Annotated in this window: 19 protein-coding genes; 9 read left to right on the forward strand and 10 right to left on the reverse strand. The window is 74.2% G+C overall.

All coding sequences use genetic code 11. The features are described 5' to 3' along the window. Positions 1-128 precede the first annotated feature (128 nt). The gene (locus ACFO4E_RS13020; RefSeq protein WP_378574251.1) at positions 129-905 is read left to right on the forward strand and encodes a cyclase family protein; all 777 of its coding nucleotides are present in this window, start codon (positions 129-131) and stop codon (positions 903-905) included. A gap of 201 nt (positions 906-1,106) precedes the next feature. Here ACFO4E_RS13020 and ACFO4E_RS13025 read toward each other — a convergent pair whose 3' ends face one another. The 3 genes from ACFO4E_RS13025 to ACFO4E_RS13035 form a co-directional block, all read right to left on the reverse strand. Next, positions 1,107-2,093 carry a dTDP-glucose 4,6-dehydratase gene (locus ACFO4E_RS13025; RefSeq protein WP_378574253.1) on the reverse strand — a complete coding sequence of 329 codons (987 nt, stop codon included), beginning with the start codon at positions 2,091-2,093 and terminating at the stop codon, positions 1,107-1,109. Between the two features lie 112 nt (positions 2,094-2,205). Continuing rightward, positions 2,206-2,463 (reverse strand): acyl carrier protein, encoded by a 258-nt coding sequence (locus ACFO4E_RS13030; RefSeq protein ID WP_378574255.1) that lies wholly within the window; start codon positions 2,461-2,463, stop codon positions 2,206-2,208. 419 nt (positions 2,464-2,882) lie between these two features. Then, complete coding sequence (locus ACFO4E_RS13035; protein ID WP_378574257.1) at positions 2,883-3,677, reverse strand: AfsR/SARP family transcriptional regulator; 795 nt, start codon at positions 3,675-3,677, stop codon at positions 2,883-2,885. Between the two features lie 814 nt (positions 3,678-4,491). On the opposite strand from ACFO4E_RS13035, the gene ACFO4E_RS13040 reads away from it, so the two are divergent. After that, entirely contained in the window at positions 4,492-5,148 is a 657-nt protein-coding gene (locus tag ACFO4E_RS13040; protein ID WP_378574259.1) for a LuxR C-terminal-related transcriptional regulator, read from the forward strand. Positions 5,149-5,238: 90 nt separating this feature from the next. Here the strand turns inward: ACFO4E_RS13040 and ACFO4E_RS13045 are convergent, their stop codons facing one another. From ACFO4E_RS13045 to ACFO4E_RS13065, 5 genes are all read right to left on the reverse strand, one after another. Next, positions 5,239-6,018, reverse strand: coding sequence for an LmbU family transcriptional regulator (locus ACFO4E_RS13045; RefSeq protein ID WP_378574261.1), 780 nt, complete (start codon positions 6,016-6,018; stop codon positions 5,239-5,241). A gap of 567 nt (positions 6,019-6,585) precedes the next feature. Continuing rightward, positions 6,586-7,029 carry a hypothetical protein gene (locus tag ACFO4E_RS13050; protein ID WP_378574263.1) on the reverse strand — a complete coding sequence of 148 codons (444 nt, stop codon included), beginning with the start codon at positions 7,027-7,029 and terminating at the stop codon, positions 6,586-6,588. Between the two features lie 211 nt (positions 7,030-7,240). Next, positions 7,241-7,714: a hypothetical protein gene (locus ACFO4E_RS13055; protein WP_378574324.1), complete on the reverse strand. Its 474-nt coding sequence runs from the start codon at positions 7,712-7,714 to the stop codon at positions 7,241-7,243. A gap of 1,782 nt (positions 7,715-9,496) precedes the next feature. Further along, entirely contained in the window at positions 9,497-11,956 is a 2,460-nt protein-coding gene (locus ACFO4E_RS13060; RefSeq protein ID WP_378574265.1) for a helicase-associated domain-containing protein, read from the reverse strand. Positions 11,957-12,083: 127 nt separating this feature from the next. Further along, complete coding sequence (locus ACFO4E_RS13065) at positions 12,084-12,407, reverse strand: hypothetical protein (protein WP_378574267.1); 324 nt, start codon at positions 12,405-12,407, stop codon at positions 12,084-12,086. 330 nt (positions 12,408-12,737) lie between these two features. Here ACFO4E_RS13065 and ACFO4E_RS13070 point away from each other — a divergent pair, with 330 nt between their 5' ends. From ACFO4E_RS13070 to ACFO4E_RS13085, 4 genes are all read left to right on the forward strand, one after another. Further along, complete coding sequence (locus ACFO4E_RS13070) at positions 12,738-13,463, forward strand: SLC5/6 family protein (protein ID WP_378574269.1); 726 nt, start codon at positions 12,738-12,740, stop codon at positions 13,461-13,463. A gap of 601 nt (positions 13,464-14,064) precedes the next feature. Further along, complete coding sequence (locus ACFO4E_RS13075; protein ID WP_378574326.1) at positions 14,065-14,448, forward strand: cold-shock protein; 384 nt, start codon at positions 14,065-14,067, stop codon at positions 14,446-14,448. Positions 14,449-14,612: 164 nt separating this feature from the next. Continuing rightward, a complete protein-coding gene (locus ACFO4E_RS13080; protein WP_378574271.1) occupies positions 14,613-15,419 on the forward strand; it encodes a DUF3027 domain-containing protein in 807 nt (268 codons plus the stop codon). Between the two features lie 309 nt (positions 15,420-15,728). After that, positions 15,729-18,812 carry a sacsin N-terminal ATP-binding-like domain-containing protein gene (locus ACFO4E_RS13085; protein WP_378574273.1) on the forward strand — a complete coding sequence of 1,028 codons (3,084 nt, stop codon included), beginning with the start codon at positions 15,729-15,731 and terminating at the stop codon, positions 18,810-18,812. A gap of 57 nt (positions 18,813-18,869) precedes the next feature. Here ACFO4E_RS13085 and ACFO4E_RS13090 read toward each other — a convergent pair whose 3' ends face one another. Further along, complete coding sequence (locus ACFO4E_RS13090) at positions 18,870-20,357, reverse strand: DUF7059 domain-containing protein (protein WP_378574275.1); 1,488 nt, start codon at positions 20,355-20,357, stop codon at positions 18,870-18,872. A gap of 7 nt (positions 20,358-20,364) precedes the next feature. Continuing rightward, entirely contained in the window at positions 20,365-20,640 is a 276-nt protein-coding gene (locus tag ACFO4E_RS13095; RefSeq protein WP_378574277.1) for a DUF2530 domain-containing protein, read from the reverse strand. Positions 20,641-20,809: 169 nt separating this feature from the next. Here ACFO4E_RS13095 and ACFO4E_RS13100 point away from each other — a divergent pair, with 169 nt between their 5' ends. The 3 genes from ACFO4E_RS13100 (at position 20,810) to ACFO4E_RS13110 (ending at position 24,345) form a co-directional block, all read left to right on the forward strand. Then, a complete protein-coding gene (locus ACFO4E_RS13100; protein ID WP_378574279.1) occupies positions 20,810-22,276 on the forward strand; it encodes an NCS2 family permease in 1,467 nt (488 codons plus the stop codon). 168 nt (positions 22,277-22,444) lie between these two features. Further along, complete coding sequence (locus ACFO4E_RS13105; RefSeq protein WP_378574281.1) at positions 22,445-22,894, forward strand: MarR family winged helix-turn-helix transcriptional regulator; 450 nt, start codon at positions 22,445-22,447, stop codon at positions 22,892-22,894. A 194-nt stretch (positions 22,895-23,088) separates the two neighbouring features. Then, positions 23,089-24,345, forward strand: a complete 1,257-nt coding sequence (locus ACFO4E_RS13110; protein WP_378574328.1) for an MFS transporter — start codon at positions 23,089-23,091, stop codon at positions 24,343-24,345. Positions 24,346-24,372 lie beyond the last annotated feature (27 nt).

Genomic DNA, 24,372 nt, shown 5'->3' on the forward strand with positions numbered 1-24,372 from the left:
CGGCGGCGTCGCCGGTACGGCTCCGCCGTGCCGCGCCGAACCGCGGCGCCGCGCGGCGCACACGTCATCGACGGTCCGGCCGCCGCGCGCGACGCGGCGGCCGGTTCCCCGTGAGGAAGGCGGAACGGATGCGCATCATCGACCTGTCGACGGCCGTGGACGCGAGCGGCTGGGAACCCGACCCGATCACCCATACGGTCCTGACCCCCGCCGAGGGGGCCGTGCACATGGCCGAGGGGATGCGCGAGCGGTTCGGGGTGGAGTTCGACATCTCGGTCCTGCCCGGCGGCGAGCTGCTGTCCCTCGACACGCTCACGCTGACCACGCACACCGGTACCCATGTGGACGCACCGTCCCACTACGGGTCGCGCGCCCGCTACGGCACACCGCGCCACATCGACCAGATGCCCCTGGACTGGTTCATCCGGCCCGGCATGGTCCTCGACCTGTCGACGGAGCCGGTCGGCGCGGCGGGTGCCGATGTCCTCCGGCGGGAGTTCGACCGGATCGGGCGGCTGCCCCAGCCCATGGACATCGTGCTGCTGCGCACCGGCGCCGACCGGCTCGCCGGCACACCGGGCTACTTCACCGGCTTCACCGGCCTCGACGGCGCCGCCACCCGGCTGCTGCTGAACCTGGGGGTGCGGGTCATCGGCACCGACGCGTTCAGCCTCGACGCGCCGTTCGGCCACATGATCAAGGAGTACCAGCGCACCGGCGACCGCGGGGTGCTGTGGCCCGCGCATTTCGTCGGGCGCGAGCGCGAGTACTGCCAGATCGAGCGGCTGGCCAACCTGGCGGAGCTGCCCGCGGCCACGGGCTTCACCGTGTCCTGCCCGCCGGTCCGGATCGCCGGGGCGGGTGCGGGCTGGTGCCGCGCGGTCGCACTGATCGACGAGGAGTGACAGGGGCCCCGGCCCTGCCATTGGCCCTGTGGCCCCGCACGGCCTGTGGCCGCGGCCCCCTGACCGCGGAATTCCGTGGCCCGCAGGCCCTGTCCCGCGACAGCCTGCCGGGCGTCGCGGGACAGGGCCTGCGGGCCGTCGCGGTGCGCGCGGGCGTGCACGCCCCCGGGCCGGCGCGCCCCCGCGGCCCGGCCTCCCGGCCTACAGCACGGATTCCCGCAGCAGCGGCTCCCACCAGCCGGGGTTGCTCCGGTACCAGTGGACGGTCTCGGCGATCCCCCACGCGAAGGGGACGAGGTTGCGGAAGCCGAGCTCCGCGCGGATCCTGCGGTCGTCGAGCGCGCGCCCCCGGTCGGCGCCGGGGCCGCCGGGGCCGTCCTCGACCGACCGGGCGGGGCCGGGGACGCCGCCGCAGAGGCCGGCCAGGATCCGCGCGAGCCGGGCGCGGTCGAGCACCGTGCCGCCGCCGACGTTGTACACCCCGCCGGCGCGCCCCCGGGTGAGGACGAGGTGGACCGCCCGACAGTGGTCGTCGACGTGCACCCACTCGCGGGGGTCGCGGTCGCCGCCGGGCGCGGGCGGCGGGGCGCCGCCCAGGAGGCCGGTGACCTCGGCCGGGATGGGCTGCTCGACGTGCTGGTAGGGGCCGTAGGTGTCGCAACCGCGGGTGACGCGGACGTCGAGCCCGTGGGTGCGCGCGTAGGCCAGCGCCACGAGGTCGCCCGCGGCCTTGGAGGCCGAGTACGGGGAGTCCGGCAGCGGCGGATGGCCTTCGCCGCGCCTGCTCTGCCCTACGGGGCCGTAGACCTCGTCGGTGGAGACCACGACCACCGGGCCCACCCTGTGCACCCGGCACGCCTCCAGAAGGGTGTGGGTGCCCAGGATGTTGGTCCGGATGAACTCGGCGGACCCGTTCATCGGGCGGTCGGCGTGTGACTCCGCCGCGCAGTGCACCACGGCGTCGTGGCCGGGCACGACCCGCCGCAGCAGGGCGGGGTCGCAGACGTCGCCGTGGACGAAGCGCAGCCGGGGGTGATCCATCGGCAGACTGCGGGTATCGCCGGCGTAGGTGAGCTGGTCGAGCACCGTGACCCGGGCGTCGGCACATCCCGGGTAGCCGCCGGCCAGCATCGTGCGGGCATAGTGCGAGCCGATGAACCCGGCCCCACCGGTGATCAGGACCCTCATGGGTCGACCTCCTGCACGCGGCGCCGGTGCGGCGCCGTCGGCCGCGAAGCCCCGGAGCCGGCCCGGGGAGCGTGGGGGCGGGCGCGGCGCTGCGGGGCGAGACGGGCCGGCGCTAGGCCGGCTGCTCCAGGTGCTGGTTGACCTCCGCGATGAGCTCCTGCGGCGTGAGGAGTTCGCTGACGACGTCTTCGGGCAGGTTGATCGCGTAGTCGCGTTCGATCCGCCCCACCGTGTTGAACAACGCGAGCGAGTCGTAGCCGAGGTCGTCGAACGTGACGCTCTGGATGTCGCCGTCGAGGTCGACGCCTTCGTCCTCGCCCGCGCATTCGCGTAGCAGCCGGACGAGGTCGGCGATGGTGAATTCCGACATTCAGCTTTCCCTTCTCCTGGACGGGCGCCGGTCCGGGCGGGAGGCACCGCGACCGCTGCGCCGCACGCGGCCAGAGTGGTCCCGCGTTCTCGAAGGCGTTTCAAGGGGCGGTCGACGGCCGGAGCGGCGGGCGGCGACGCCGGGCCCACGGCGCTCGGTGCGGCGCGAAGAGGGGGCGGCTCTGTCCCGCCGGCGGGACAGAGCCGGTGCCTGAGCCGCCTGCCGACCGGCGTGATCGCGGCGTGGCTCTGTCGGGGTGGACATGCGGCGTGTGAGGTGCGGGGTCGTGGGTCGTGCGGGCGGCGGTCGGCCGATGGCGCGGGAGCGGCGGGCACCGTACCAATGGAGGGCCGGGGGATCGGTGACGGATCGTCATCCGCCGGCGGGTGCCGGTCGCGGTCCGGGCCGGGGGCCGCGGATCACGCGCGTGAGACCGCCAGCTCCGAAGCGCGTCCGGGCGCGCGGTCGGAGGTCAGCACGTCCTGGTGGATGCGCTGGAGCTCCGCGCTGGGGTCGAGGCCCAGTTCGCGGTTGAGCAGGCTGCGGAGCTCCTGGTAGGCGCGCAGCGCCTCGCCCCGGCGGCCGGTGGTGTTCAGCGCGATGATGAGCTGCGCGTGCAGCCATTCGTTCAGCGGGTGCGCCGACACCAGCGACTTCAGCTCCGGGATCAGCTCGCGGTGGCGGCCGATCCGGATGTCGGCCGAGATGCGCAGCTCCAGAGCGGTGATCCGGCGTTCTTCGAGGTGGGCGGCGTACCCGCGCAGCAGCGGCCCGCACGACACGTTGGCGAGCACGGGGCCCGACCACAGGGCGAGGGCCTCGCGCAGGATGTCGGCCGCGCGGTGGGCGTCGCCGTCTTCCAGGAGGGACTGGCCGGTGTCGAGGAGCCGGTCGAACTCCGAGGCGTCGAGCGTGCTCCCGCCCAGTTCCAGGGTGTAGCCGGGCGGGCGGGTGAACAGCAGCGGGTCGTCGGGACCGCCGCCGGCGAGCGCGTCGAAGCCCTTGCGGAGCTGGTAGACGTAGGTCTGCGCGGTGGTGACCGCGCTGCGCGGGGGGGATTCGTTCCACAGTTCTTCGATCAGGGCGTCAAGGCTGACCACCTGCCGCGCGCGTAGGGCCAGCAGGGCGAGGACCTGCCTGACCTTCGGCGCGCTGGGGGTGCAGGGTTGGCCGTTGTGCGAAATTTCGAATGAGCCGAGTACAGTGAACTTCATAATGCCCTCCGATCGGCATTCCGCCGGTGTGATCCGGCGTAGGAGTCAACGTAACGATGCCGGTCGGCCCATTCAAGAGGATATGCCTAAGGTGTAGATGCGACTACGACTCCGCGAATTATGGCAACGTCGTGATTGCGGGTCGTCGCGAATTCGGGTAATCGAGTAGGGGGCCGGGAGTACGGTCCGCGGCGGGCGTGCGGGGTGTGCGTGGCCGTGATTGCGCCGACGGCATGATATATCGGGAATCACGGCCGGTCGTGGCGTTCCGTCCGAGGTCACAGGGTTGGTCCGATTGTTCGGCCCGCGGTGGGCGCGAGGGGCGACTCGGATGAATTGTGATATGGATCACCATGTTGATCACGGCTTCATCCCCTGACCCGGTAGCCACCTGAACGCTCACGAGGCGAAGATCATTCTTAATTTCCCCTGGTGAAGCGCTGTCTCAGCGGGGAATCCCGGCCCGGTGGCGCAGGCCGGCGCCCGGCGGCTCCGCGCAAAAAGCGGCAAATGAGATTATCAGCGCCGGCCTCATCCGGGAACGCCGATTGTCCCGGGTAATGGTCGGACGGGCGAATCCCGGAGCGCGCGCGTTAGCGCGGTACGGCGGATTGGGTAAGAGCGGAGAAAGCACCGCCTGAGGTAGGAGGACCCGCGAAAACCCCCAAGTGGTATTCGGCACCGCGAGCATGTCCTCCGTCATGGGCCTCGCCCTCATCGGTCCGCGCGCGGGCGGCCGTGCCGCGGCACGCCCCCGCCGCCCGCAGGACACGTACCGGGGCGACCACGGAAGGATGAACGATGAGGAGCCGCAATGCCGAACGCCAACGCGCCGATCAAGGTTCTCCTGTACGACAGCCACACGATGTTCCGTGAGTCACTGGCCACGGTGCTCCGCTCCGCGGACGGGCTGCGGGTCGTGGGCGAGACCAGCGACCCCGCCGAGGCCGACCAGATCGTTCGCGAACGGCGTCCCGACGTGGTCGTGCTCGATGCCGCGGACTCCGCCGAGATCCTGGCCCGCCTCCGCGGGGTCGTCCGGGCCTGGGGCGACGCCCGGGTGCTCATCCTGACCACGCTCGACGACGCCCTGCTGCTCAAGGGCGTGGTCGCCCACGGGATCAGCGGCTACTTAGAGAAGAGCGTGGGCACCGACGACCTCGTCTACGCGATCAAGAGCATCGCCGGCCGCAGAGAGCGCATGGTCATGATGGTCTCGTCCGAGACGCACATCAAAGCCGTCTACAGCGGTCGGGCCGCCGCCGAGGTGATCTCCCGCCGCGAGCGCGACATCCTGATCCTGGTCGCGCAGGGCCTGAGCAACGCCCAGATCGGCCAGAAGCTCGCGATCTCCGAAGGCACGGTGAAACGGCACCTCGGCAACGTGTTCGTCAAGCTCGGGGCGGCGTCGCGGATCGACGCCGTGAACAAGGCGAAAGCCGCGTCGCTCATCCCCTCGCCGCTGGGGTGAGCACCTGACGAGCGGGCCCGCCCCCACCATCAGAGCGAGCCCGCCGCGGCGTCCGGCGGCAGGGAGCCGGGGCCACCGTCGCCGATCCGGTCAGGTGTCGCGGGTCAGGGCGGCCTCCGAAGCGCCGTCGAGGGCGGCCACCACCCATTCGTCGAAGTCGCGCCGCATGGTCCTCGCGGCCTGCTGCCATCGGCGCTCGCGTTCGGCGGGCACGCGGACCCGGACGGTCCGGGCGAGGCCCGGCGCGGTGTCGGCCGTGCCGGTCCCGACCCCGCCAGCCCCGACCCCGCCAGCCCCGACCCCACCGGAGTCGACGGCGGCCGGGCGCCCCGGGGCATCGAACGCGGGGTCCGCGACGGCGCCGCCGCCGGAGGGGACGGAGACCGACGGGGCCGCGAGCCCCCCGGAGGGTGCGACCGGCGCCGGGGCCGCGGTCCCGCTCGGAAGCGCCGCCGACCGGCTGTGCCGCATCCGCCGGCGCAGTTCGTTGCGCGACCAGCGCCCTTTCTCGGCGAGGTCGAGCCAGAAGTCCTGTTCGTCGGGGGGAAGCGGCACCACCTCGGCGTGGTGGGCGAAGCTCAGCTCCGTGCGGCGGCGCGCCACGGGGAACCCCCTGGCCACCCACGCGTAGTTGCGCAGCGTCTTGTAGTCGAGTGAGGTCCGGGCCAGGGCTTCGCGGTAGCGGGACCCGTACGCGCGCTCTCCGAAGATGAGCCAGTCGCCCATCCACCAGCCCATGGCGTCGGAGATGCGGAAGAGGTGGTCGCCGATCCGCTGCCAGGTCGAAATGGGGAGGTCGTCGGGAAGGTGCAGGCCGTTTCCGCGCGTCAGGGCGGCCCTGTCGATCGAGAATTCGCGACCGCGCGGCATAACGCGGACGGGCCGGTGGTCCCGTTGATGACGTTCCACAATTCGTCCTTTGTGTAGGGGGAAATGTCATCGCGAACACCGCCGAGGAGGCGGGCGCGTTTCGCGGACGGCCCGCGGAGGGGCACGGGAATGCCGCTCGGCGGTGGGATGCGGTGGTCGGGCGCCGGTGCGCGTCAGGGACCGCGGAACTAGAGGTCGCGCGGGAAGCCGCTGGTGCCGGGGCGGTGTCTCCGCAGCGGCGGCATCGGCCGGGAGGGGCCGCCGTGGGGAGGGAGGAACCGCCGCATGAGCATCCTCGATTCGCTCGCCACCGGTTTTAATGCATCCCTACGCGGTGGATGCTATGTCCCTGAGAATAGATCCATATGTGGCGATCAGGCAAACCTTATGCGGGCAAACGAAAGGTAAAGGCGGACTTCGGCCGGCCTTTTCCGGTGGATTCGGCGGGCCGTAGTAATGGGGTTTCCTCGACGCCGGCCGGGGGCGCCGCCGGCCCGCCCGCGACCCTCGCCGCGGCCTCCATCGGGCCCGGGCACACGCGCCCTCAGGGCCGTCGGCCGCGAACGGTCAGATCGAGAGGAAGAGGGCGATCACGCCCACGACGATCACCGCGATCACGGCCAGGTAGATCATCGTCCCGGCCCACGTGTAGCGGATGAAGCGCTCGACCTCCGGGGGATCGGCGGTCCGGGTGAGGGCCACGATGCCGAACGCGATCCCGGGCACGTTCACCAGCAGCGCGAGCAGAGGGAGGCCGAGCACGAGGAACAGCAGCGGGAAGAACAGGGTGAGCAGCGCGCAGAGCAGACCCGCCACGGCGCTGCCCACGCGCGCCGGAGGGCCGGAGGGCGGGCGCGCGACGGGACCCGGCCCGATCGGCGCCGGAGGCGCCGCAGAGGGCACCGGCGGCAGGCCGCCGGCCGGAGGGCGCGCGAACACATCGGCGATCCCACGGGAGGACGACTCGCCGTCCCAGTACCGCTGCGCCGCACCCTGCATGTGGTCGCTCATCCACAGACCGCCTTCCGCGTCGTCCTTCAGGCATACCCGATCCGGCGCCCTCCATGGGCGGCCCCGCCACGCGACCCCTGAGCCACCGGTGCCCCAGGGGTTCCCAGGGGCACCGGGGCCCGGGTGCAGGTATCGCGGGGGCCGGGCGCGTGCCCCTCAAGGGCCCCAGGGCCCCGCGACGCGGGAGCCCCATGGCTCCCGCCCGCCCGGCTCAGTAGTTGATCGGGGCGAACCCCTCGACCCAGGAGCCGGCCTGGGTGAGTATCCACAGGAACGACACCGCCATCACCACGAACATCACGGCCGCGGCGCCCAGGGCGTACCAGGAGTAGCGCGTCAGGACCTCGGCCTCTTCGTAGCGCCCGCGGTCGCGCTTGTGCGCGGCGCGCACGGCGAAGACGATCCCGATCACCCCGAACAGCCAATTGGCGCAGCACAGGAACGTCAGCGCGTGCAGGATCAGCGCCATCGTGGAGCTGCTGGCACCGCCGTTGGAGCGTCCGCGCGGGCCGTCGTCGGCCGCGTCGCCGTCCGCGTCGTCGCGTCCGCTCCGGCCCCGGGTCCGCTCCCCGCGCCCGGCCTCGCCGGACTCTCCCGAATCCCGTCCTCGTCCGGCTTCCGCGTCCCGTCCGCGCCCCGCCTCTCCCGGCCTTCCCGCGTCCCGGCCGTCCCCGGTGCCGGGAATCGGCGCGGCCCCGTGCCGCTGCGGCTCATCGGCCCACCGCGGCGGCGCCGCATCCGGCGACCGCAGCGGGAACCCGCCGGTGACTCCGGCCCCACCGGGCGGCACCGGACCCGCCGGGGCGGGAGGGACCCCCGGCGCCGGCATCGGGTGCCCGGTCTCCCCCGGCCGCGGAACGCGACCGGGGTCGCCTCCAGGGGCAGGGGCAGGAGCGGGACCGCTCGCCGAAGGGGGAGCCGCCGCCCAGGGCTGCCCGCCCGGCCCTGTCACGTGGCCCTGGCCGGGACCTGGGCCGGTGGGCTGTGCCGGTCCTGGGGCCGGGCCGGGCCCAGGCGCCGGAAAGGGCCCTGCGGAGGCCGCCGGGTGCGGCGGCCCACCGCCGGGGCCGGTGCCGGGGGCGCCGGCAGGAGCATCGGGCCGTGCCGCTCCTCCCGCCGCGCTCTCCCACGGAGCCGGATCGAGACGCCGGGCCGGCGGAGGACCGAAAGGTGCGCCGCCGGAGGTATGACCGGGCGCATTGCCCGGAGGGGGAACGGCGGGTGCCCAGGGGCCGGGGGGCGGTCCTGTCGTGTGGCTCGGTCCGGGGCCGGGCGCGGATGCCTGTCCCGGAGCGTGGCCGGGCCCTGGCGCTGGGAAGGGGCCTGTGGACGGTGCCGGGTGCGGTGGTCCACCGCCGGGGCCGGTAGGCGGGCCGCCACCGATACCGGAGCCGCTGGCCGGAGGGGGAGCGGCGGGTGCCCAGGGGGCTGGGGTCGGCCCCGCCGTGTGGTCTGCTCCGGGGCCGGGAGCGGGCTCTTGTTCCGGCGCCTGCCCTTGCCCTGCCGCAGGAAAGGGCTCCGAGGCGGATGCCGGGTACGGCCGCACGGGGCCGGTGCCTGCTCCGGTGGCGCCATCGGAGCCGGGGGCCGGCCGGGGCTCCGGGGTAGGGGGCTCATCGCCGGGTGAGGACGCTCCGGGCGGCAGCGGATCGTTGCTCATAGGCACTCGCCATCTCTCTCCGTGGGCCGACACGTCTGCTATCCCACCAGAATCCCACCCCCGCCGGGAGGGCGGTTCTCGGCCGCGGCCGCCTGCCGGGCGCCGTATGTGGGGCGAGTCGGCCGGCCGGCCCCGGCCTCCTGCCGGCCCCTGGGCGCGACGGGGCCGTCTGCACGGCAGCGAGCGCGGTCCGTCCGCGGCCCGGACCCAGCCCCGCCGTGCCGCCGGAGGCCGTTTCGGGCTTCGTGTGGAGGACGTCGCGGAGCTGATCGGCGGCTCGGGTGATGCTCCGTGCCGCGCCGGGCCGGGGTACCGGGTGGAACGCGCGGGACGCGCGAGACGCCGGGGTGACGCGCTCGGCCCGGTGCGGACCGACGTACCGCGCCCTGCCCACCGGTCGCCTCGGTGGCGGCTTTCGCTCTGGCGGCCGTATCGGCCGTTGCCGGTTCCGTCAGCGGTGTCCCGCTGCTCCCGGTGTTCACCGCGCTGTCCGGGCCGCGAACGCCGGTTCCCCTCCCGACGCGGACGCGGCTCACCTCCAACGCTTCGCGGGCCGCGCCCGACCGGCGGGGAACCGATCACCGGCTGATCGGCTGGTTCGCCCTCAGCACGGTGCCGTGTGCGGCGGCGGGCCCGGGATCCGCGCTCCCGGGCGTCACGGGCCGCCGGCCGTGCACACCACGAAAGCGGTCGCCCTATGGTGCCGCGAACGGATGTCCCCCAGCACCCCTGAACGGCCGGAGTATCCCTGAACGGCCGGTCACGGACCGGGCCGGTCTCCACGTCCCCGTGGCCGGGACGGCGGGATCAGCCCGGTGTGGCCGTGCCGAGGTCGGCGACGCCGGTGATGCGGTGGACGGCGAAGCGGTGCACCGCCGCGCGGGTGGCGTCGTAGGCGGTGAGGTAGCCGCCGTCGACCCGGGCGGGCTCGACGATGCGGCTGCTCGCGCGGCCGTCGGCGTCGAGGTAGCCGATCCATACCCGCCGGCCCTGGGCCGCCGCCTCGGCGAGGGCGCTCATGGTCGCGGCCGTGGGCGAGCGGGGCGGGGCGGCATCGGGTGCCGGAATGGGGCTCCGGGCGGCGGTCGCCGCCTCGTCACCGGCGCGGACGGCGCGCACCGCCGCCGCGCGCAGGCCGGGCCCCGGCAGGGCGGGCTCCTCGAAGGCGCGGGACACGGGACGGCCGCCGGCGCGGCGCACGGTGGGGCGCTCCAGCTGCACCGATCCGTCGGCCGTCTCGGTGACCGCGTGGTAGCCCAGCTCGTTCAGCCGCTCCAGGAGGACGGGGCGGCTGCTGCGGCTCGCGATCACCGTCGGGGCGAGCCGGAAGAGGGCGAGGTCGGCCGCCCGCCGGTCGCCCGCCAGCTCGTCGAGAACGGTGGGATCGTCGCAGCGCAGGTAGCTCGACGCGGTGCCCGCGCGCAGCCGCCCGTGCCGCCGCCCCGTGTCGGTGATCAAATAGCGCAGCGGCTGGGGGAGCGGAGTGCGGGAGTGCCGTTCCAGGAAGCCGATGAGGTCGGCCGCGCCGCGGCCGGCGTCCAGCGCCCGGCGGACGGACGCGGCGCCGAACCGGTACACGGTCGCTCCGCCGGTGGACTCGACGTCCGCGGCCAGCGCGAGTTCGCGGGCGAGTTCGGGGACGAGCGGCCCGGGGGCGACCGCGGTGAGGTCGCCCTGCACCAGGATGTGGTCGAGCGGCCGCGGAAGGTCCGGGGCGAGCAGCGCGGCGGATCGCGGCGCGCGGCGGTCGGCGAGCGGTTCATCCGCGCCGCGCAGCTCGTCCAGGAGCGCTCGGGCGTGCGGCGCGAGGGCCGTGCCGCCCCCGGTGAAGCCCAGGAGGCCGGCTTCGCGGAGGGCGCTTTCGGCCAGCTCGGTGTAGGCCGGGCCCTGGCGGCGCGGGCGCAGCCACGCCAGGTGGTCGGCCACGGAGGCGGGTTCGGGCGCGGTGCCCTCGGGAGCGGCCGCGAGGGCGTGCAGCACGTCGAGGCGGACATCGGGCGCGGAGCGCCGCTCCAGGCCCTCACCGAGGATGTTGCGCGACCGCCCCCGGGCGTCCTTGGACCCGGCGAGGGCCGCGACGCGGGTCGACCGCAGCCACGCCTCGGCCAGGCGCAGCCAGCGGCGCTCGGGTTCCGCGGCCCGCCACACGTCGAAATCGTGGGTGGGCAGCCAGTCGCCGTCGACGTCGTCGTCGGTTCCGAGCAGCCCGGCGGCGTGGGCGGTCTCGATGAACAGGGCCGCGGTGGGTTCGTCGGTGTCCAGCTCGCGCGCCGCGCGGCGCAGGTCGCGTGCTCCCAGGCCGCCGCTGCGCAGGACGGCCGGCGGGTCGGCCGACCAGCGGTCCAGCAGCTCGTCGACCGACCGGATGAGGGTGAACGCCTGGCCGGCCGCGGCCCGGGAGACGGTGGCGGCCGGGCGTTGGGGGCCCGTCGGCCGCGGTGGGGTGGAGGCGTCCTCCCGGAACAGCCGCCCCCCGCGCAGGTGCAGGCCGACCTCCAGGGGCAGGACGACCGTCGTGTCGTCGGCGGCGACGAGCAGCCCGCGGGCCAGCAGCCGGTCGATGGGGGAGGCGGCGGTGGCGGCCGACACGTCGCGTCCGGCTCCGGACACGGTGCCGTGCGGCGGCCCCCACACGAGCCGGTCCAGGACGGGGCGGGCGTCGGCGCCGGCCTCGTCCAGCAGTGCGGCCAGGCGGCCGGGACGGGCGAGCTCCGCGCTGATCCGCTCGGCGGGGTCGCCGCCGTTGTAGCCGGTGGGCAGGCCGAGGTCGGCGGCGAGCCGGTCCAGCCGTGCGGCGGGGCGGGCGGTGAGCAGTACCCGCAGCGGCTGCCCCAGGCCGGCGGGGCGGGTGAGGATGTCGCGCAGGACCGCCACCGGGCGCAGCCGCTCCGCGTCGGGCCAGACGAGGGCCGCGCCGAGGAGGCGGTCCAGTGCGTGGTCGAGGCGGCCGGCCGGGGCGTCGAGGGCGGCGCCGAGCCGTTCGCGCGTGACACCCGGGGGCACCGCCGCACGGTCGTCGCCCAGAGCGACGAGCCCTTCCAGGACCTCCAGGCAGAACCGGTCGAGCCGGTCCAGGACGCGGAGCACCGCGGGCCGCGAGGTGGCGCGCGCGGCCAGGCTCGCGATGTCGGCCGGGACGGGCGTGACGAGGTCGGGACGCACGGCGAACAGCGAAGCCAGGTCCGGGTCGGACAGGTTCCGCAGCCACGAGGTGAAGGTCGAGGGCCTGCCGCCGGAGGCCCTCTGCGCTTCGCTGTCGACGATCATCGACCATCACGCTATGCGATGCGCCGCCTCGGCGGCAGACCCGTGTGCGGCGTTGCACACCCTCCCCTGCCCGGCCGCCCTTCCTGGCGCCGGCCGGCGCGGTGGCCGGGCGGGGCCGGTCGGGGCGTCAGGCGTCGAAGCGGATGTCGACCGAACGCACGCCCTGGAGCGGGGGGATCCACTGGGTGTCGTCTCGGCCGGAGCCCGCTTGGCCGCCCGTGCAGCCGGGGCCCCGGTAGAAGACGTAACCGGCGATGGGGTCGGCGTCGGCGAAGGCGATCATCCGCGGGTCGAAGTCGTGGCAGCCGTCGTCGACCTCCAGGAGCTGGTAGTCGAGGCCGGGGACCGAGTACATCTCCAGCGATCCCGACGCCGCGTGTGCGGGGGCGGGAGCGGTGGTGGCGGCGACGGCCAGGGCGGTGCCCAGCAGTGCCGTGAGACGGGTGCGCATGCTTCTCCTCTGCTCGGGTCGGGCCGGTGGGCGCGGGTGCCGTCGCGGCGGGGAGCATCCCGCCGACACACCGCGCATGGTGATCGTATGACTACCGATCGTGTCGCCGGGCCGTCTTCGCCGCCGTGTGCCGGTTCCCGTGCCGCGCGTTCCCCGTGTCCTCCCAAGCGATTTCTGGGGCGTATGCGGCGGAGTGTGGCACTATCCAGTCCTGATCCCTGACCCGATCCCTGATCCCGTCCTGATCCATTGCCGGTCCACCGCCGGTCCGGTCCCGTTCCCCTGTCCGCGGGCGCCGGCCGGGGCCGCGCCGACCCGGGGGGTTGCGAGATGACCGAACAGGCCGAACGGATGGTGCTGGACTACCTGTCGAGGGTCGCCGACGCGGCCTATGGCCGGCTGCCGTCCCGGCGGCGCGCCGGCTACCTCGCGGACCTGCGCGCACGCATCATGAGCGCCTGCGAGGCGGCGGGCGCCGAGCGCCCCGAGGACGTCGAGCGCGTGCTGGCCGACTTCGGCGAGCCCGGCCGGCGGTTCGAGCGCGACCAGGCCCGCGCCGGCGACGGCGCCGAGGACGAGCCCGAGCGGGCCGTCGACCGCCGGCTGCACCCCACCCGCAACTACCGCCCGGCCCCCTGGAAGAACGCGGACGCCGGCGGCGGCGCGCCGGCCGTGCTGGCGCCGCCGAGCGTCGTGGTGTCCGTCCTGCGGTCGTGGATGCGCCACCCGGCCGAGGCGGTCTCCATCGCCGTGTACCTGTTCAGCGGCATCATCGGCGCGTTCGCGTTCACCTGGGTCGTCGGGGCGGTGATGGTCGGCCTGAGCGCGGTGTGGACGCGCCGCGACAAGTGGATCGCCGTGGGCGGTCCGATCGCCGCCACCCTGGTCGGCATGCTCCTCTGGCAGCCCGATGTCGCCTACATCTACGCCGACCAGTTCATCCGGCAGGCGCTGGGGGCGACCGGCGTCCTGGGGCTGCGTGTGGCCGCCGTTCTGGGCGCCCTGTACCTGGCCGTCCGGCTGTTCCGTAGCACGGGTGCCGCGTCCCCGCGGTGAGCCGCCCGCCCCATCGCGGCCGGGCCGGCGGCGAGCGGGCGCACAACCGCGTCATCGACTGGCAAATGCTCCGGAATATCATCGTTGACCTGCTGATTCACCGGCGTGTCGATACTCCGTGCGGGTGATGATGGTTATGCGTTCCGCATGGATTCTCGGCGAGTGGGGCGCAGGATGGCCGTGTTCCGACAACGGCACGCGGCGTCGTCAGGGTTGACGGTGAACCCGTCCCGCCGGATCCCGTCCCATCACTCCGCAACCGGGGGCGACGGGGGCGGCCGTCAATGGAGAGGCCCGGAGATCCGCCTCCGGGCCTCTCACCTGCGTCATGAGGGGCCGCGACCGCGGAGCGGGCGCGGCCCGCCGCGAAGAGGGCAGGCGACCCACGGGCTCCTGGCAGGCCGGGGGCCGCCGGGCGCACCGGCCCCGGCGCAAGCAGGCCCGGAATATCCCTCGCTTCAAGAGATCGCCGCGCATTAGCCTGGAAACGGCCCCGTGAAAAGATGGGGACAGAGGAGGTCGGTGGACACCCGGCGCACGGCGCGGTCGGTCCGCCCGGCTTCCTCATGCATGTTTCGACGGCGAGAGCGTGAGGTCACACGTGCCCACCGGCAAGGTCAAGTGGTACGACAGCGACAAGGGTTTCGGTTTTCTCACTCGCGACGACGGCGGCGAGGTCTTCGTGCACTCCTCCGCGCTGCCCCCGGGGGCGGAGCCCCTGCGCCCCGGGCAGCGGGTGGAGTTCGGGGTCGTCGAAGGCCGCAAGGGCGCCCAGGCACTCCAGGTCAAACCGCTCGATGCGCCACGCTCGGTGACGAAGGCGTCGCGCAAGAAACCGGACGAAATGGTGCTCATCGTCGAGGATCTGATCAAACTCCTCGATGGTGTTTCCACGACCTATCGTAGGGGCAAGCATCCCGAACGCCGGGAGGCCGCGAAGATCGCCCAGGTGTTGCGCGTCGTCGCCGACGACCTGGAGACCTGAGCCCCTCGGCACTCCGGCGATGCCGGGAGCCACGCCGACCGGACCGCCGGCGGCCGCCCGCGGGTTTCGGGCGTGCCGCCGCGCGGGACCCGACGCGACGTAACGGTCGGCTATCGATCGGTGTGGTGGTCAAGTTGGTGCCGTTTATCAGCGAAAATGGAACCGTGAGCCGTAGCCGTCGTTCTCCCGCACCAGACAAGGCATGTATCGAAGCGGTAGGTCTCGCCCGTGATGCGGCGGCCGAGATCGGCTTCCCCGAATGGGTCGGCGACCACCTCGCGGCGATCGTCGAAGGCGACCGCCTGGTCACCCATTTCTTCGCGTGCCTCGATCCCGCCTACCCCGGCTGGCACTACGCCGTGACCGTCGTGCGCGCCTCGCGCGCCAAGGCCGTCACGGTGAACGAAGCCGTGCTCCTGCCCGGCGACGCCGCTCTGCTCGCACCCGAATGGGTGCCGTGGAAGGAGCGCCTGCGCCCGGGCGACCTCGGAGTGGGCGACCTCCTGCCCAGCCCCGAAGACGACGAGCGCCTCATGCCGGGCTTCGCCCAGGTGGCCGAGGACGACCTCAAGGACGAGGGCCTCGACAAGCAGATGGTCTGGGAGCTCGGCCTGGGCCGCCCCCGCGTGCTCTCGGAGATCGGCCGCGAGTCCGCCGCGGAGCGGTGGTACAGCGGCGAGGCCGGCCCGCGCAGCCCCATCGCCACCGCCGCCCCCGCCCAGTGCGCCACGTGCGGGTTCATGACCCCGCTGGCCGGCGAGTTCCGGCAGATGTTCGGAGTCTGCACCAACGAGTTCGCGCCCGACGACGGCCGCGTGGTCTCCCTCGACCACGGGTGCGGCGCCCATTCCGAGGCGTCGCAGCCCGCGCCGCGCCCCGAGCCCGTGGCCCCGGTGGTCGACGAGCTGGGCTACGACCACATCGTCTTCGACGACACCACCGGCCTGGAACTGGTCTCCACCGACGGCTGACCCCGCCTCCGGCGCGGCGCACCGCGGCGCCGCGCCGGCACCGCCGTATCGGCCCCGGCCCCGCCCGATTCGGGACGGGGCCGCGGCGCTTTTCGGGCCGCCCGCCGCGGCCGCGCCGCTCCCTCCGCGGGGGCGGCCCGCGCGCTCCCTGCGCCGCCGTCGCCGCAGCCCAGGACCCCGGGGCGCGCCCCATGCGCACGGGTCCGGCGAACGCGAGCGGAACACCGGTGAGCGGCTGTGGAAAACCCCGCCGTGAATGGTCCCCCGGTCGCGTACCGTGGTGCAGCACCCACCGCGGGAGGAGTCCTCATGGCCCAGCTGCACCCCGACCCGTTCGGCACCGCCGAACTGCGTCGGCGTGTCCTCGACGGATGGGCCGACGCACCCGCCCGTTTCCGTGAGGACGCCAATGCCGAGGAGGACCACGCGCTCGGCGGCTACCGCGACCGCGCCGTCATCGAACTCGCGCAGAACGCCGCCGACGCCGCCCTGCGCGCCGGCGCCCCGGGCCGCCTGCTCCTCGCGCTCGGCCCCGCCGGGTTCACCGCGGCCAACACGGGCGCGCCCCTCACCGCAGCCGGCGTGGAATCCCTCTCCACGCTCCGCGCCTCCGCCAAGCGCGACCACCCCGCCGCACCCGGCCCCGCCGCCCACGGCACCGTCGGCCGCTTCGGCGTCGGCTTCTCCGCGGTGGCCGCCCTCAGCGACGACATCGCCGTCGCCTCCGCCACCGGAGCGGTGCGGTGGAGCCTCGACCTCGCGCGCCACGCCGTGCGCACCGCCCTGCTCGACTCCGAACGCGCCCGCCCCGAACTGGCCGAGGAGATCGGCCGGCGCGACGGCCACCTGCCGCTGCTGCGGCTGCCCTTCCCCGACGACTCCGCCCCGCCCGAGGGCTACGACACCGCGGTGCGCCTGGTCCCGCGCGATTCCGCGGCGCGCGACCGCCTGCGCGCCCTGCTCGACTCCACCGACGAAGCCCTGCTGCTCGCCCTGCCCGGACTCGCCGAGGTCCGCATCGTCGCCGACGGCACGGAACGCGTCCTCACCCGCGAACCCGGTGCCGACGACCACCACGTCCGCACCCGCGTCCGCGACTCCGCGGGCGACCGCACCGTCCTCTGGCGGACCGCCACCCGCACCGGCCGCTTCGAGCCCTCCCAGCTCGCCGACCGCCCCACCGAGGAGCGCGCCCGCCTCGACTGGGCCGTCACCTGGGCGGTCCCGGTCGGGTCCGACGGCCGGGTCCACGACCTCCCGCCCGGGGTCCGCCGCGTCGTGCACGCGCCCACCCCCAGCGACGACGAACTCGACCTCCCCGCCCTGCTCATCGGCGCGTTCCCGCTCGGCCCCGACCGCCGCCGCGTCGCCCCCGGCCCCGCCGCCGAAACCCTGATCGCCGCCGCCGCCGACACCTACACCGACCTCCTGCGCGGCCTCGGCGGCCGGGCGGCGCTCGACCTCGTCCCCGCCACCCTCATGGGCCGGGGCGAGTTCGACGGCCGCTTCCGGGCGGCCGTCGCCAAGCCGCTGCTCGACACCCCTTTCCTCGTCACGGCCGGGGGCGACCCCGTCCGCCCCCGCGACGCCGTCGTCATCGAGGGCGGCCCCGACGTCACCGGGGCGCTGGCCGACCTCATCGGCACCGCGCTGCCCGGCGACTGGAATCCCCGCCACCCGGCGCTCGCGCAGCTGCGGGTGCGCCGCATCGGCTTCGCCGAACTCGCCGACCTCCTCGCCGACCTCGACCGCGAGCCCGCGTGGTGGGCCCGCCTCTACGCCGCGCTGCGCGCCGCCGGCCACGGCGGCTCCGACCTCTCCGAACTCGGCGCGCTGCCCGTGCCGCTGGCCGACGGCCGCCTGGTCCGCGGGCCGCGCGGGCTGCTCGCCCCCGCCCCCGACACCTTCGGTACCGGCGCCCTCGACCCCGCCGCGCTGGCGCCCCTGGGCCTGCGCATCGTGCACCCCGACGCCGTCGACGAACTGCTGACCCGCCTGGGCGCGGTCGAGGCCAACGCGGCCGCGGTCCTCACCGACCCCCGCACCCGCGCGGCGGTCGAGGCCTCGCTCGACGCCGACGACCCCGACGACATCGCCGCCCCGGTGCTGCACCTCGCCGCCGCGTCCTCCACCACGGTGGCCGACGCCCCGTGGCTGGCCGAACTCGCGCTGCGCGACGACGAAGGCGGCTACTCCGTCGCGGGGGAGCTGCTGCTGCCCGGCAGCCCCCTGCTCGACATCCTCACCGACGACGCCCCCTTCGGCGTCGTCGCCGACGACCTCGTCGAGCGCCACGGCGCCGCCACCCTTGAGGCCGTGGGGGTGCTGCGCACCTTCGCCCTCGTCCGCGCCGACGACCTCGCGCTCGGCCCCGCCATGGCCGGCGAGGACCTCCCGCTCGATTCCCTGGACGAATGGGCCGAGGACATCGCCGAACGGCTGGGCGGCTGGGAACTCCCGCCGGTCGTGCCCGAACTCCTCGCGGTCGCCGACCTCGAATTCGTCCGCGACGACCGCTGGCCGCAGGCGCTGGAGCTGCTGGCGGCCCCGCCGCTGCGCGCCGCCGTGGTCGAGCCCGCGCGGGTGCTGCGCGGCGACGGCCGCGGCGCCGACGTCCCCTCCTACACCGCGTGGTGGCTGCGCACGGGTGCGCTCCTCGACGGCCGCCGCCCGGTCGAGCTGCGGGCCGCCGATGCCGACCCCGCCCTCGCCGGGCTCTACGACCCCGCGCCCGACACCCTCGACCCCGGCCTGGCACGGGCGCTGGGCGTGCGCGGCGGCCTCCAGGAGCTGATGGCCGACCCCGACGGCCCCGAGGACCTGCTCGACCGGTTGGCCGACCCCGAACGCCACGTGGAGCGGTCGGTCCTGCGCGACATCTGGACCGCGCTCGCCGCGGTCGACAGCGACCGGGTCGTCCCGCCCGAGCAGGTGCGGGCGGTGCGCGGCGGCGCGATCGTCGTGGCCGGTGCCGACGACACCGTCGTCCTGGACTCCCCGGACCTGCTGCCGCTCCTGGGCGACCGGCCGGCGGTGCTGGTCCCCGCCGAACACGCGGTGGCGGTCGCCGACGTCCTCGACCTCGCCCTCGCCGGCGAGGAGATCGAGGGACGCGTCACCTCCACCGGCGAGGTCCGCCCGGTGCCCGACGAAGTCCGCGCCTTCCTCGACTCCGGCGTGCTCACCTACCTGCACCACGAGGAGCTGATCGTCGACGGCGTCGCCGTCGAGTGGCGGTGCGACGGCGCCACCGTGCACGCCTCGGGGACCGACGGCCTGGCCCGCGCGCTGTGCTGGAAAGCGGGCCGCTGGCCGCGGCGCCACCTCATCGCCGCGGTCCTCCGCGACCCGCGGGGCCTGCCCGCGCTCCTGGCCGAGGCCGACCTCGACTGAACCCGCGCCGACCGCGCCGGCCCTGCCGTTCGTCCGGTCCGCTCGGTCCGCCCCGCCTCAGCGCGCGACGCGGAAGAAGCCCTCGGCGATGAGGGAGCGGAGCACGTCGGGGGTGCGTGCGCGGACGGCGGCGGGGTCCTGCTCGGTGAGTTCGGCGATCGCGTCGAGCAGCGGCCCCACCGGCATGGTGCCGTCGCACACGCTCGCCAGCGCCGCCTCCACCGTGCCCACCTGGGCCACCCTCCGCAGGCCGCCGCTCTGGCGCAGCAGGATCCGCTCGGGGTCCGGCGCGCCGGGCACGCCGATCCGCTCCTCCACCACGCCCGGTGCCAGCGCCACGTGTGCCGACAACAGGGCGGCGTCGGTCAGCCGGTGGGCGGTCATCGCGCCGTCGACGACCCCGGGCAGGTAGGGGCCAACGGGCTGCTCGATGTCGTGGCGGAACTCCTCGACCCGCACGGTGGCGTCCTGCGCGACGTCATTGCGCAGGGAGATCCAGCCGAACCCGATCGCGCGCACCCCTTCGCGGTCGAAGTAGTCCAGCCAGGCGTCGTAGCGCCGGGTGTACTCGGGGGTGCCCTGCTCGCAGGAGTCGCGCAGCCACAGCTCCACGTACTCGGCGGGGTCCTGGACGTCGCGCTGGACCACCCAGCCCGAGCAGCCGGTCCCGGCGACCCACTCGCCCACCCGGTCGCGCCAGTCCTCGCCGCCCACGTGCAGCCAGTTGGCGAGCAGTTGGCACCAGCCGCCGTCGGTGAGGTGCCGGGGCGCCTGGCGCACCAGCTCGGAGCAGAGGGAGTCGGCCGCGTGGTCGGACTCCCGGTAGGTGTAGCGGGCGGTGTCGGGGGTGATGACGAACGGCGGGTTCGACACGATGAGGTCGAACCGCTCGCCCTCCACCGGGGCGAACAGCGATCCCTGCCGCATGCGCACATTGTCCGCCCCGGACAGCGCGCAGCTCATCTCGGCCATGCGCAGCGCCCGGGGGTTGACGTCGGTGGCGACGACCTCGGTGGCGCGCGCGGCCAGGTGCAGGGCCTGCACGCCGCATCCGGTGCCCAGGTCGAGGGCGCGTTCCACGGGGCCGTCGACGATGAGCTTCGACAGGGTGGCCGAGGCTCCGCCCGCGCCCACCACGTGGTCCTCGCGGGGGCTGCCGTCGCCGGGGCGCACCGTGGGATCGGACAGGACATAGCCGGCCCGCCCGTCCTCCAGCTCCCACGGGCCCAGGTGCGCGGTCGCCCGGACCGTTCCGGCCCCGGGTTCCAGCAGCCCGGCGTCGACGAGCTCGCTCACCGGCAGGATGGCGCGGGCGGCGTCCGCGGACACCGGCTCCTGGAGCCACCACAGCCGGAGCAGGACCCCCAGCCGTTCTTCGCCCCCGGTGGCGCGCAGGGCGGGGACCAGTTGTTCGCGGGAGAGCGCCCGAGCGGCCATGTCGCCGAGCCGGTCCCGGACACCGGAGACGGTGTAGTCCGCGTCGGTCAGCGTCTGCCGCAGTCGATCGGCGAGCCGGCGGGGAAGCGCGCGAAACGTTTCAGACACGCGCCCATTATCGATCAGGCTCCGCGGAATCGCGCCGGGCCGTGTGGCGCTCCTCGGCTTCGGCGCGCTTGCGCAGGAGGCGGGGGATGTACGCGTAGCCGAACACCCCGAGGACGAGCCCGGTGGCGCACACCCCGAGCCACCACTGCTCGGACGCCGCGAGGCGGTCGCCCATGGCCAGCAGCACGATCAGCGCCACGGCCCAGGCCAGGCTGCCCAGGGCCGTGGGGACGCGGTAGTCGATCTCCAGGACCTCGGGATCGGGCCGACGGGGTTTGCGCACGGTTTCAGGCTAAGCGATGGATCGGTCACACTCGCCGGAGCCGACCCCCTGTAATCTCGGTGTTTCCGATCGGTCCGCCCGGAATCCACCCCTTTGACCTGGTGTGTCCGTGCAAACATGCAACTAGTCTGACCTCGTACCTTAATCCGGACATGTCAGGCTCAATCGAGTGAATCCAACGCCTCCATCCACCGAACCGGGCCGGCTCGACCGCTACTTCCACGTCTCCGCCCGCGGATCGGACTTCCCGCGTGAGGTCCGGGGCGGCCTGGCGACGTTCTTCGCCATGGCCTACATCATCGTCCTCAACCCGCTGATCGTGGGCACCGCGCCGGACATGAACGGCGACGAGCTGGGGATCGCCCGGGTCGCGGCGACCACCGCACTGGTGGGCGGCGTGATCACCATCCTCACGGGGATCCTCAGCCGCTACCCGTTCGCGATCGCCGCGGGCATGGGCCTCAACGTCATCGTCGCCTACACCCTGGCGCCCCAGATGACCTGGGCCGACGCCATGGGGCTGGTGGTCCTCGAAGGCATCGTGCTGCTGGTGCTCGTGCTGACCGGGTTCCGCACCGCGGTCTTCCGCGCCGTCCCGCCGGGGCTGAAGACCGCCATCGCGGTGGGCCTGGGCATGTTCCTCACCCTGGTCGGCTTCGTCAACGCCGGCTTCGTCCGGCGGGTCCCCGACGCGGCCGGCACCACCGTCCCGGTGCAGCTCGGCGACGGGGGCCTGGCCGGCTGGCCGATCCTGGTCTTCGTGGTCGGCCTGCTGGTGACGATCGCGCTGATCGTGCGCAAGGTGAAGGGCGCGATGCTCATCGGCATCGCCGTCGCGACCGCCGTCGCCATCGCCGCCGAGACGTTCGCGCACGTGGGGCCGTCGGTGGGCGCCGATGGCGAGCCCAACCCCACCGGGTGGTCGCTGACCGTGCCCGCGCTGCCGGGGTCGGTGTCGGACCTGGTGGCGGTCCCCGACTTCTCGCTCATCGGGAACTTCTCGCTCTTCGGCAGCTTCTCCAACATCGGCGCCATCGCGGTGATCCTGCTGCTGTTCACCCTGCTGCTGGCCGACTTCTTCGACACCATGGGCACCATGGTGGGCGTCGGCGGCCAGGCGGGGCTGACCGACGACGAGGGCAACCTGCCGGCGGCGCGCGAGGTCCTGGTGGCCGACTCCCTGGGCACGATCGCCGGCGGTGCCGCCAACGCGTCGGCCAACACCCTGTTCGCGGAGTCCGCGGCCGGGGTCGGCGAGGGGGCGCGGACCGGGATCGCGCCGGTGGTCACCGGCGCGCTGTTCCTGGTGGCCACGTTGTTCTCGCCGCTGGTGGAGCTGGTGCCGTTCGAGGCCGCCACGCCGGTGCTCATCATCGTCGGATTCATGATGATGACCCAGATCACCAAGATCGACTTCAGCGACTACGCGATCGGGATCCCCGCGTTCCTGACCATCGCCATGATGCCGTTCACCTACTCGATCGCCAACGGCATCGGTATCGGCTTCATCTCCTTCGCGTTCATCAAGCTGGTCCAGGGCCGGCCGCGCGACGTCCACCCGCTCATGTGGCTGGTGGCGGCGGCCTTCGCGGTGCACTTCGCCATCGGTCCCATCGAGACGCTGCTCGGCGTGTGACCTAGGCTCATAGCGGCAGCGGTGCCCTGTCCGCCCTGGGGGCGGGCAGGGCACCGGTGTCTGTACAGGCCGACCGAGATGTCCCCGGAGACCACGGAATGTGGCCGCCGCGCCGGTGGGAATCTCCGCGGTACTTGATATTGTTAGCAAAAGTAATGAGTCATGCTAATGAACCAGCCCCACCTCTCCCGACAGACCCGGACCGACGCGGGTCTGGCCGCGGTGCTCCGCGTGACCGTAGGCCGACTGACCAGGAGGCTGCGCGCCCAGCGTCCGGACGCCTCTCTGTCCCTCGGGCAGAGCGCGGTCCTGTTTACCCTGGCCCGCCACGGGCAGCTGACCCCGGGCGCGCTCGCCGACCACGAGAAGGTCCAGCCTCCGTCGATGACCAGGATCATCGCCGCTCTGGAGGAGCGCGGCCTGGTGCGCCGCATGAAGCACCCCGACGACCAGCGCCGCCAATTGGTGGACCTGACCGACGAGGGCCGGGCACTGGTGCGCGCCGACACGCGGCGCCGCGAGGCGTGGCTGGCGCAGCGCCTGATCGAGTTGACAGCGGAGGAGAAGGAGACGCTACGCAAAGCAGCGGAGATCCTCGACCGGCTGAGCCAGGCATAGCCGAAGGCCCGCCCGCCGGAGCCGTCGCCGTGGCCGGGACCGGCCCGGCCGCCCCCGAAGACTTACCCGCCGCCGGGAGACCGGCCCGCCCCGAAGAACCCGTCCCCGGGCCCGTGCCGTCCGCGGGCCCGGCGGCTCCCCCCGAACCGGCGGACACCGGCGAGCCCGAGGCTCCCGGCACCCGCCGCACGTCGATGTTCCGCTCGCTGCGCAACCACAACTACCGCCTGTACGCCTCCGGCCAGCTCGTCTCCAACACCGGCACCTGGATGCAGCGCATCGCCCAGGACTGGCTGGTCCTGCAGATCAGCGGCGGCAGCGGCATGGCCCTCGGCCTCACCACGGCACTGCAGTTCCTGCCCATGCTGCTGTTCGGCCTCTGGGGCGGCGCGCTCGTCGACCGCGTCGACAAGCGCCGCCTGCTCATCGCCACCCAGGCCGCCATGGGCCTGCTCGCCCTCGGCCTCGGCGCCATCGCGACCACCGGAACCGCCCAGGTCTGGCACGTCTACCTCTTCGCCTTCGGGCTCGGCCTGGTCACCGTCGTCGACAACCCCGCGCGGCAGACCTTCGTCGTCGAAATGGTCGGCCGGCGCGACCTGCCCAACGCCGTCGCACTCAACAGCGCGAGCTTCCAGCTCGGCCGCGTCACCGGGCCCGCGGTGGCGGGGCTGCTCATCGCCGCCATCGGCAGCGGCCCGGTGTTCCTGCTCAACGCGCTCTCGTTCGCCGGCGTCCTCATCGGCCTGGTGCGGATGCGCCCCGCGGAACTGGACGTCGCCGAGCGCGCGCCGCGCGGCAAGGGGCAGACCCTCGCGGGCCTGCGCTACGTGGCCGGGCGCCCCGATCTCGTCCTGCTCCTGGTCATGACGGTGTTCGTGCAGCTCTTCGGGGCCAACGGGCAGACCCAGATCGCGCTCATGGTCAACAACGTTTTCCAGGCGGGGGCCGCCGCGTTCGGGGTCTCCGCGGCCGCGCTGGCCATCGGCGCGCTCAGCGGCGCCCTCCTCGCCGCCCGCCGGGAGAGGCCGCGGCTGCGCACCGGGCTGATCGGCGCCTTCGCCTTCGGCCTCGTGCAGATCGCCGCCGCGATCATGCCCGGCTACCTCACCTTCATCGCGGTGCTGCTGCCCATGGGGATCGCCGCCATGACCTTCACCACCACCCTCAACACGACCTTCCAGCTCAGCGTCGACCCGCAGATGCGCGGCCGGGTCATGAGCATCTACATGCTCGTGTTCCTCGGGGTCGCGCCGATCGGCGCCCCCATCGTCGGCTTCCTCGCCGACACCTTCGGCCCGCGGGTCAGCTTCGCGGTCGGCGGTGCGGTGACCGTGGCCGTGGTCCTCATCGTCACCGCGCTCCTCGCCCGCTCGCTGGGCGTCCGCTTCCGCTGCACCCCGTTGCGCCGCCCGTTCCTGCACATCACCCGGCCCGCCCCCACCGACTGAATCCCGCGCCGCGCGGCCCCGGCTTGC

It is taken from the genome of Nocardiopsis mangrovi, assembly GCF_042653925.1.
Classification (GTDB): Bacteria; Actinomycetota; Actinomycetes; order Streptosporangiales; family Streptosporangiaceae; genus Nocardiopsis_B; species Nocardiopsis_B mangrovi.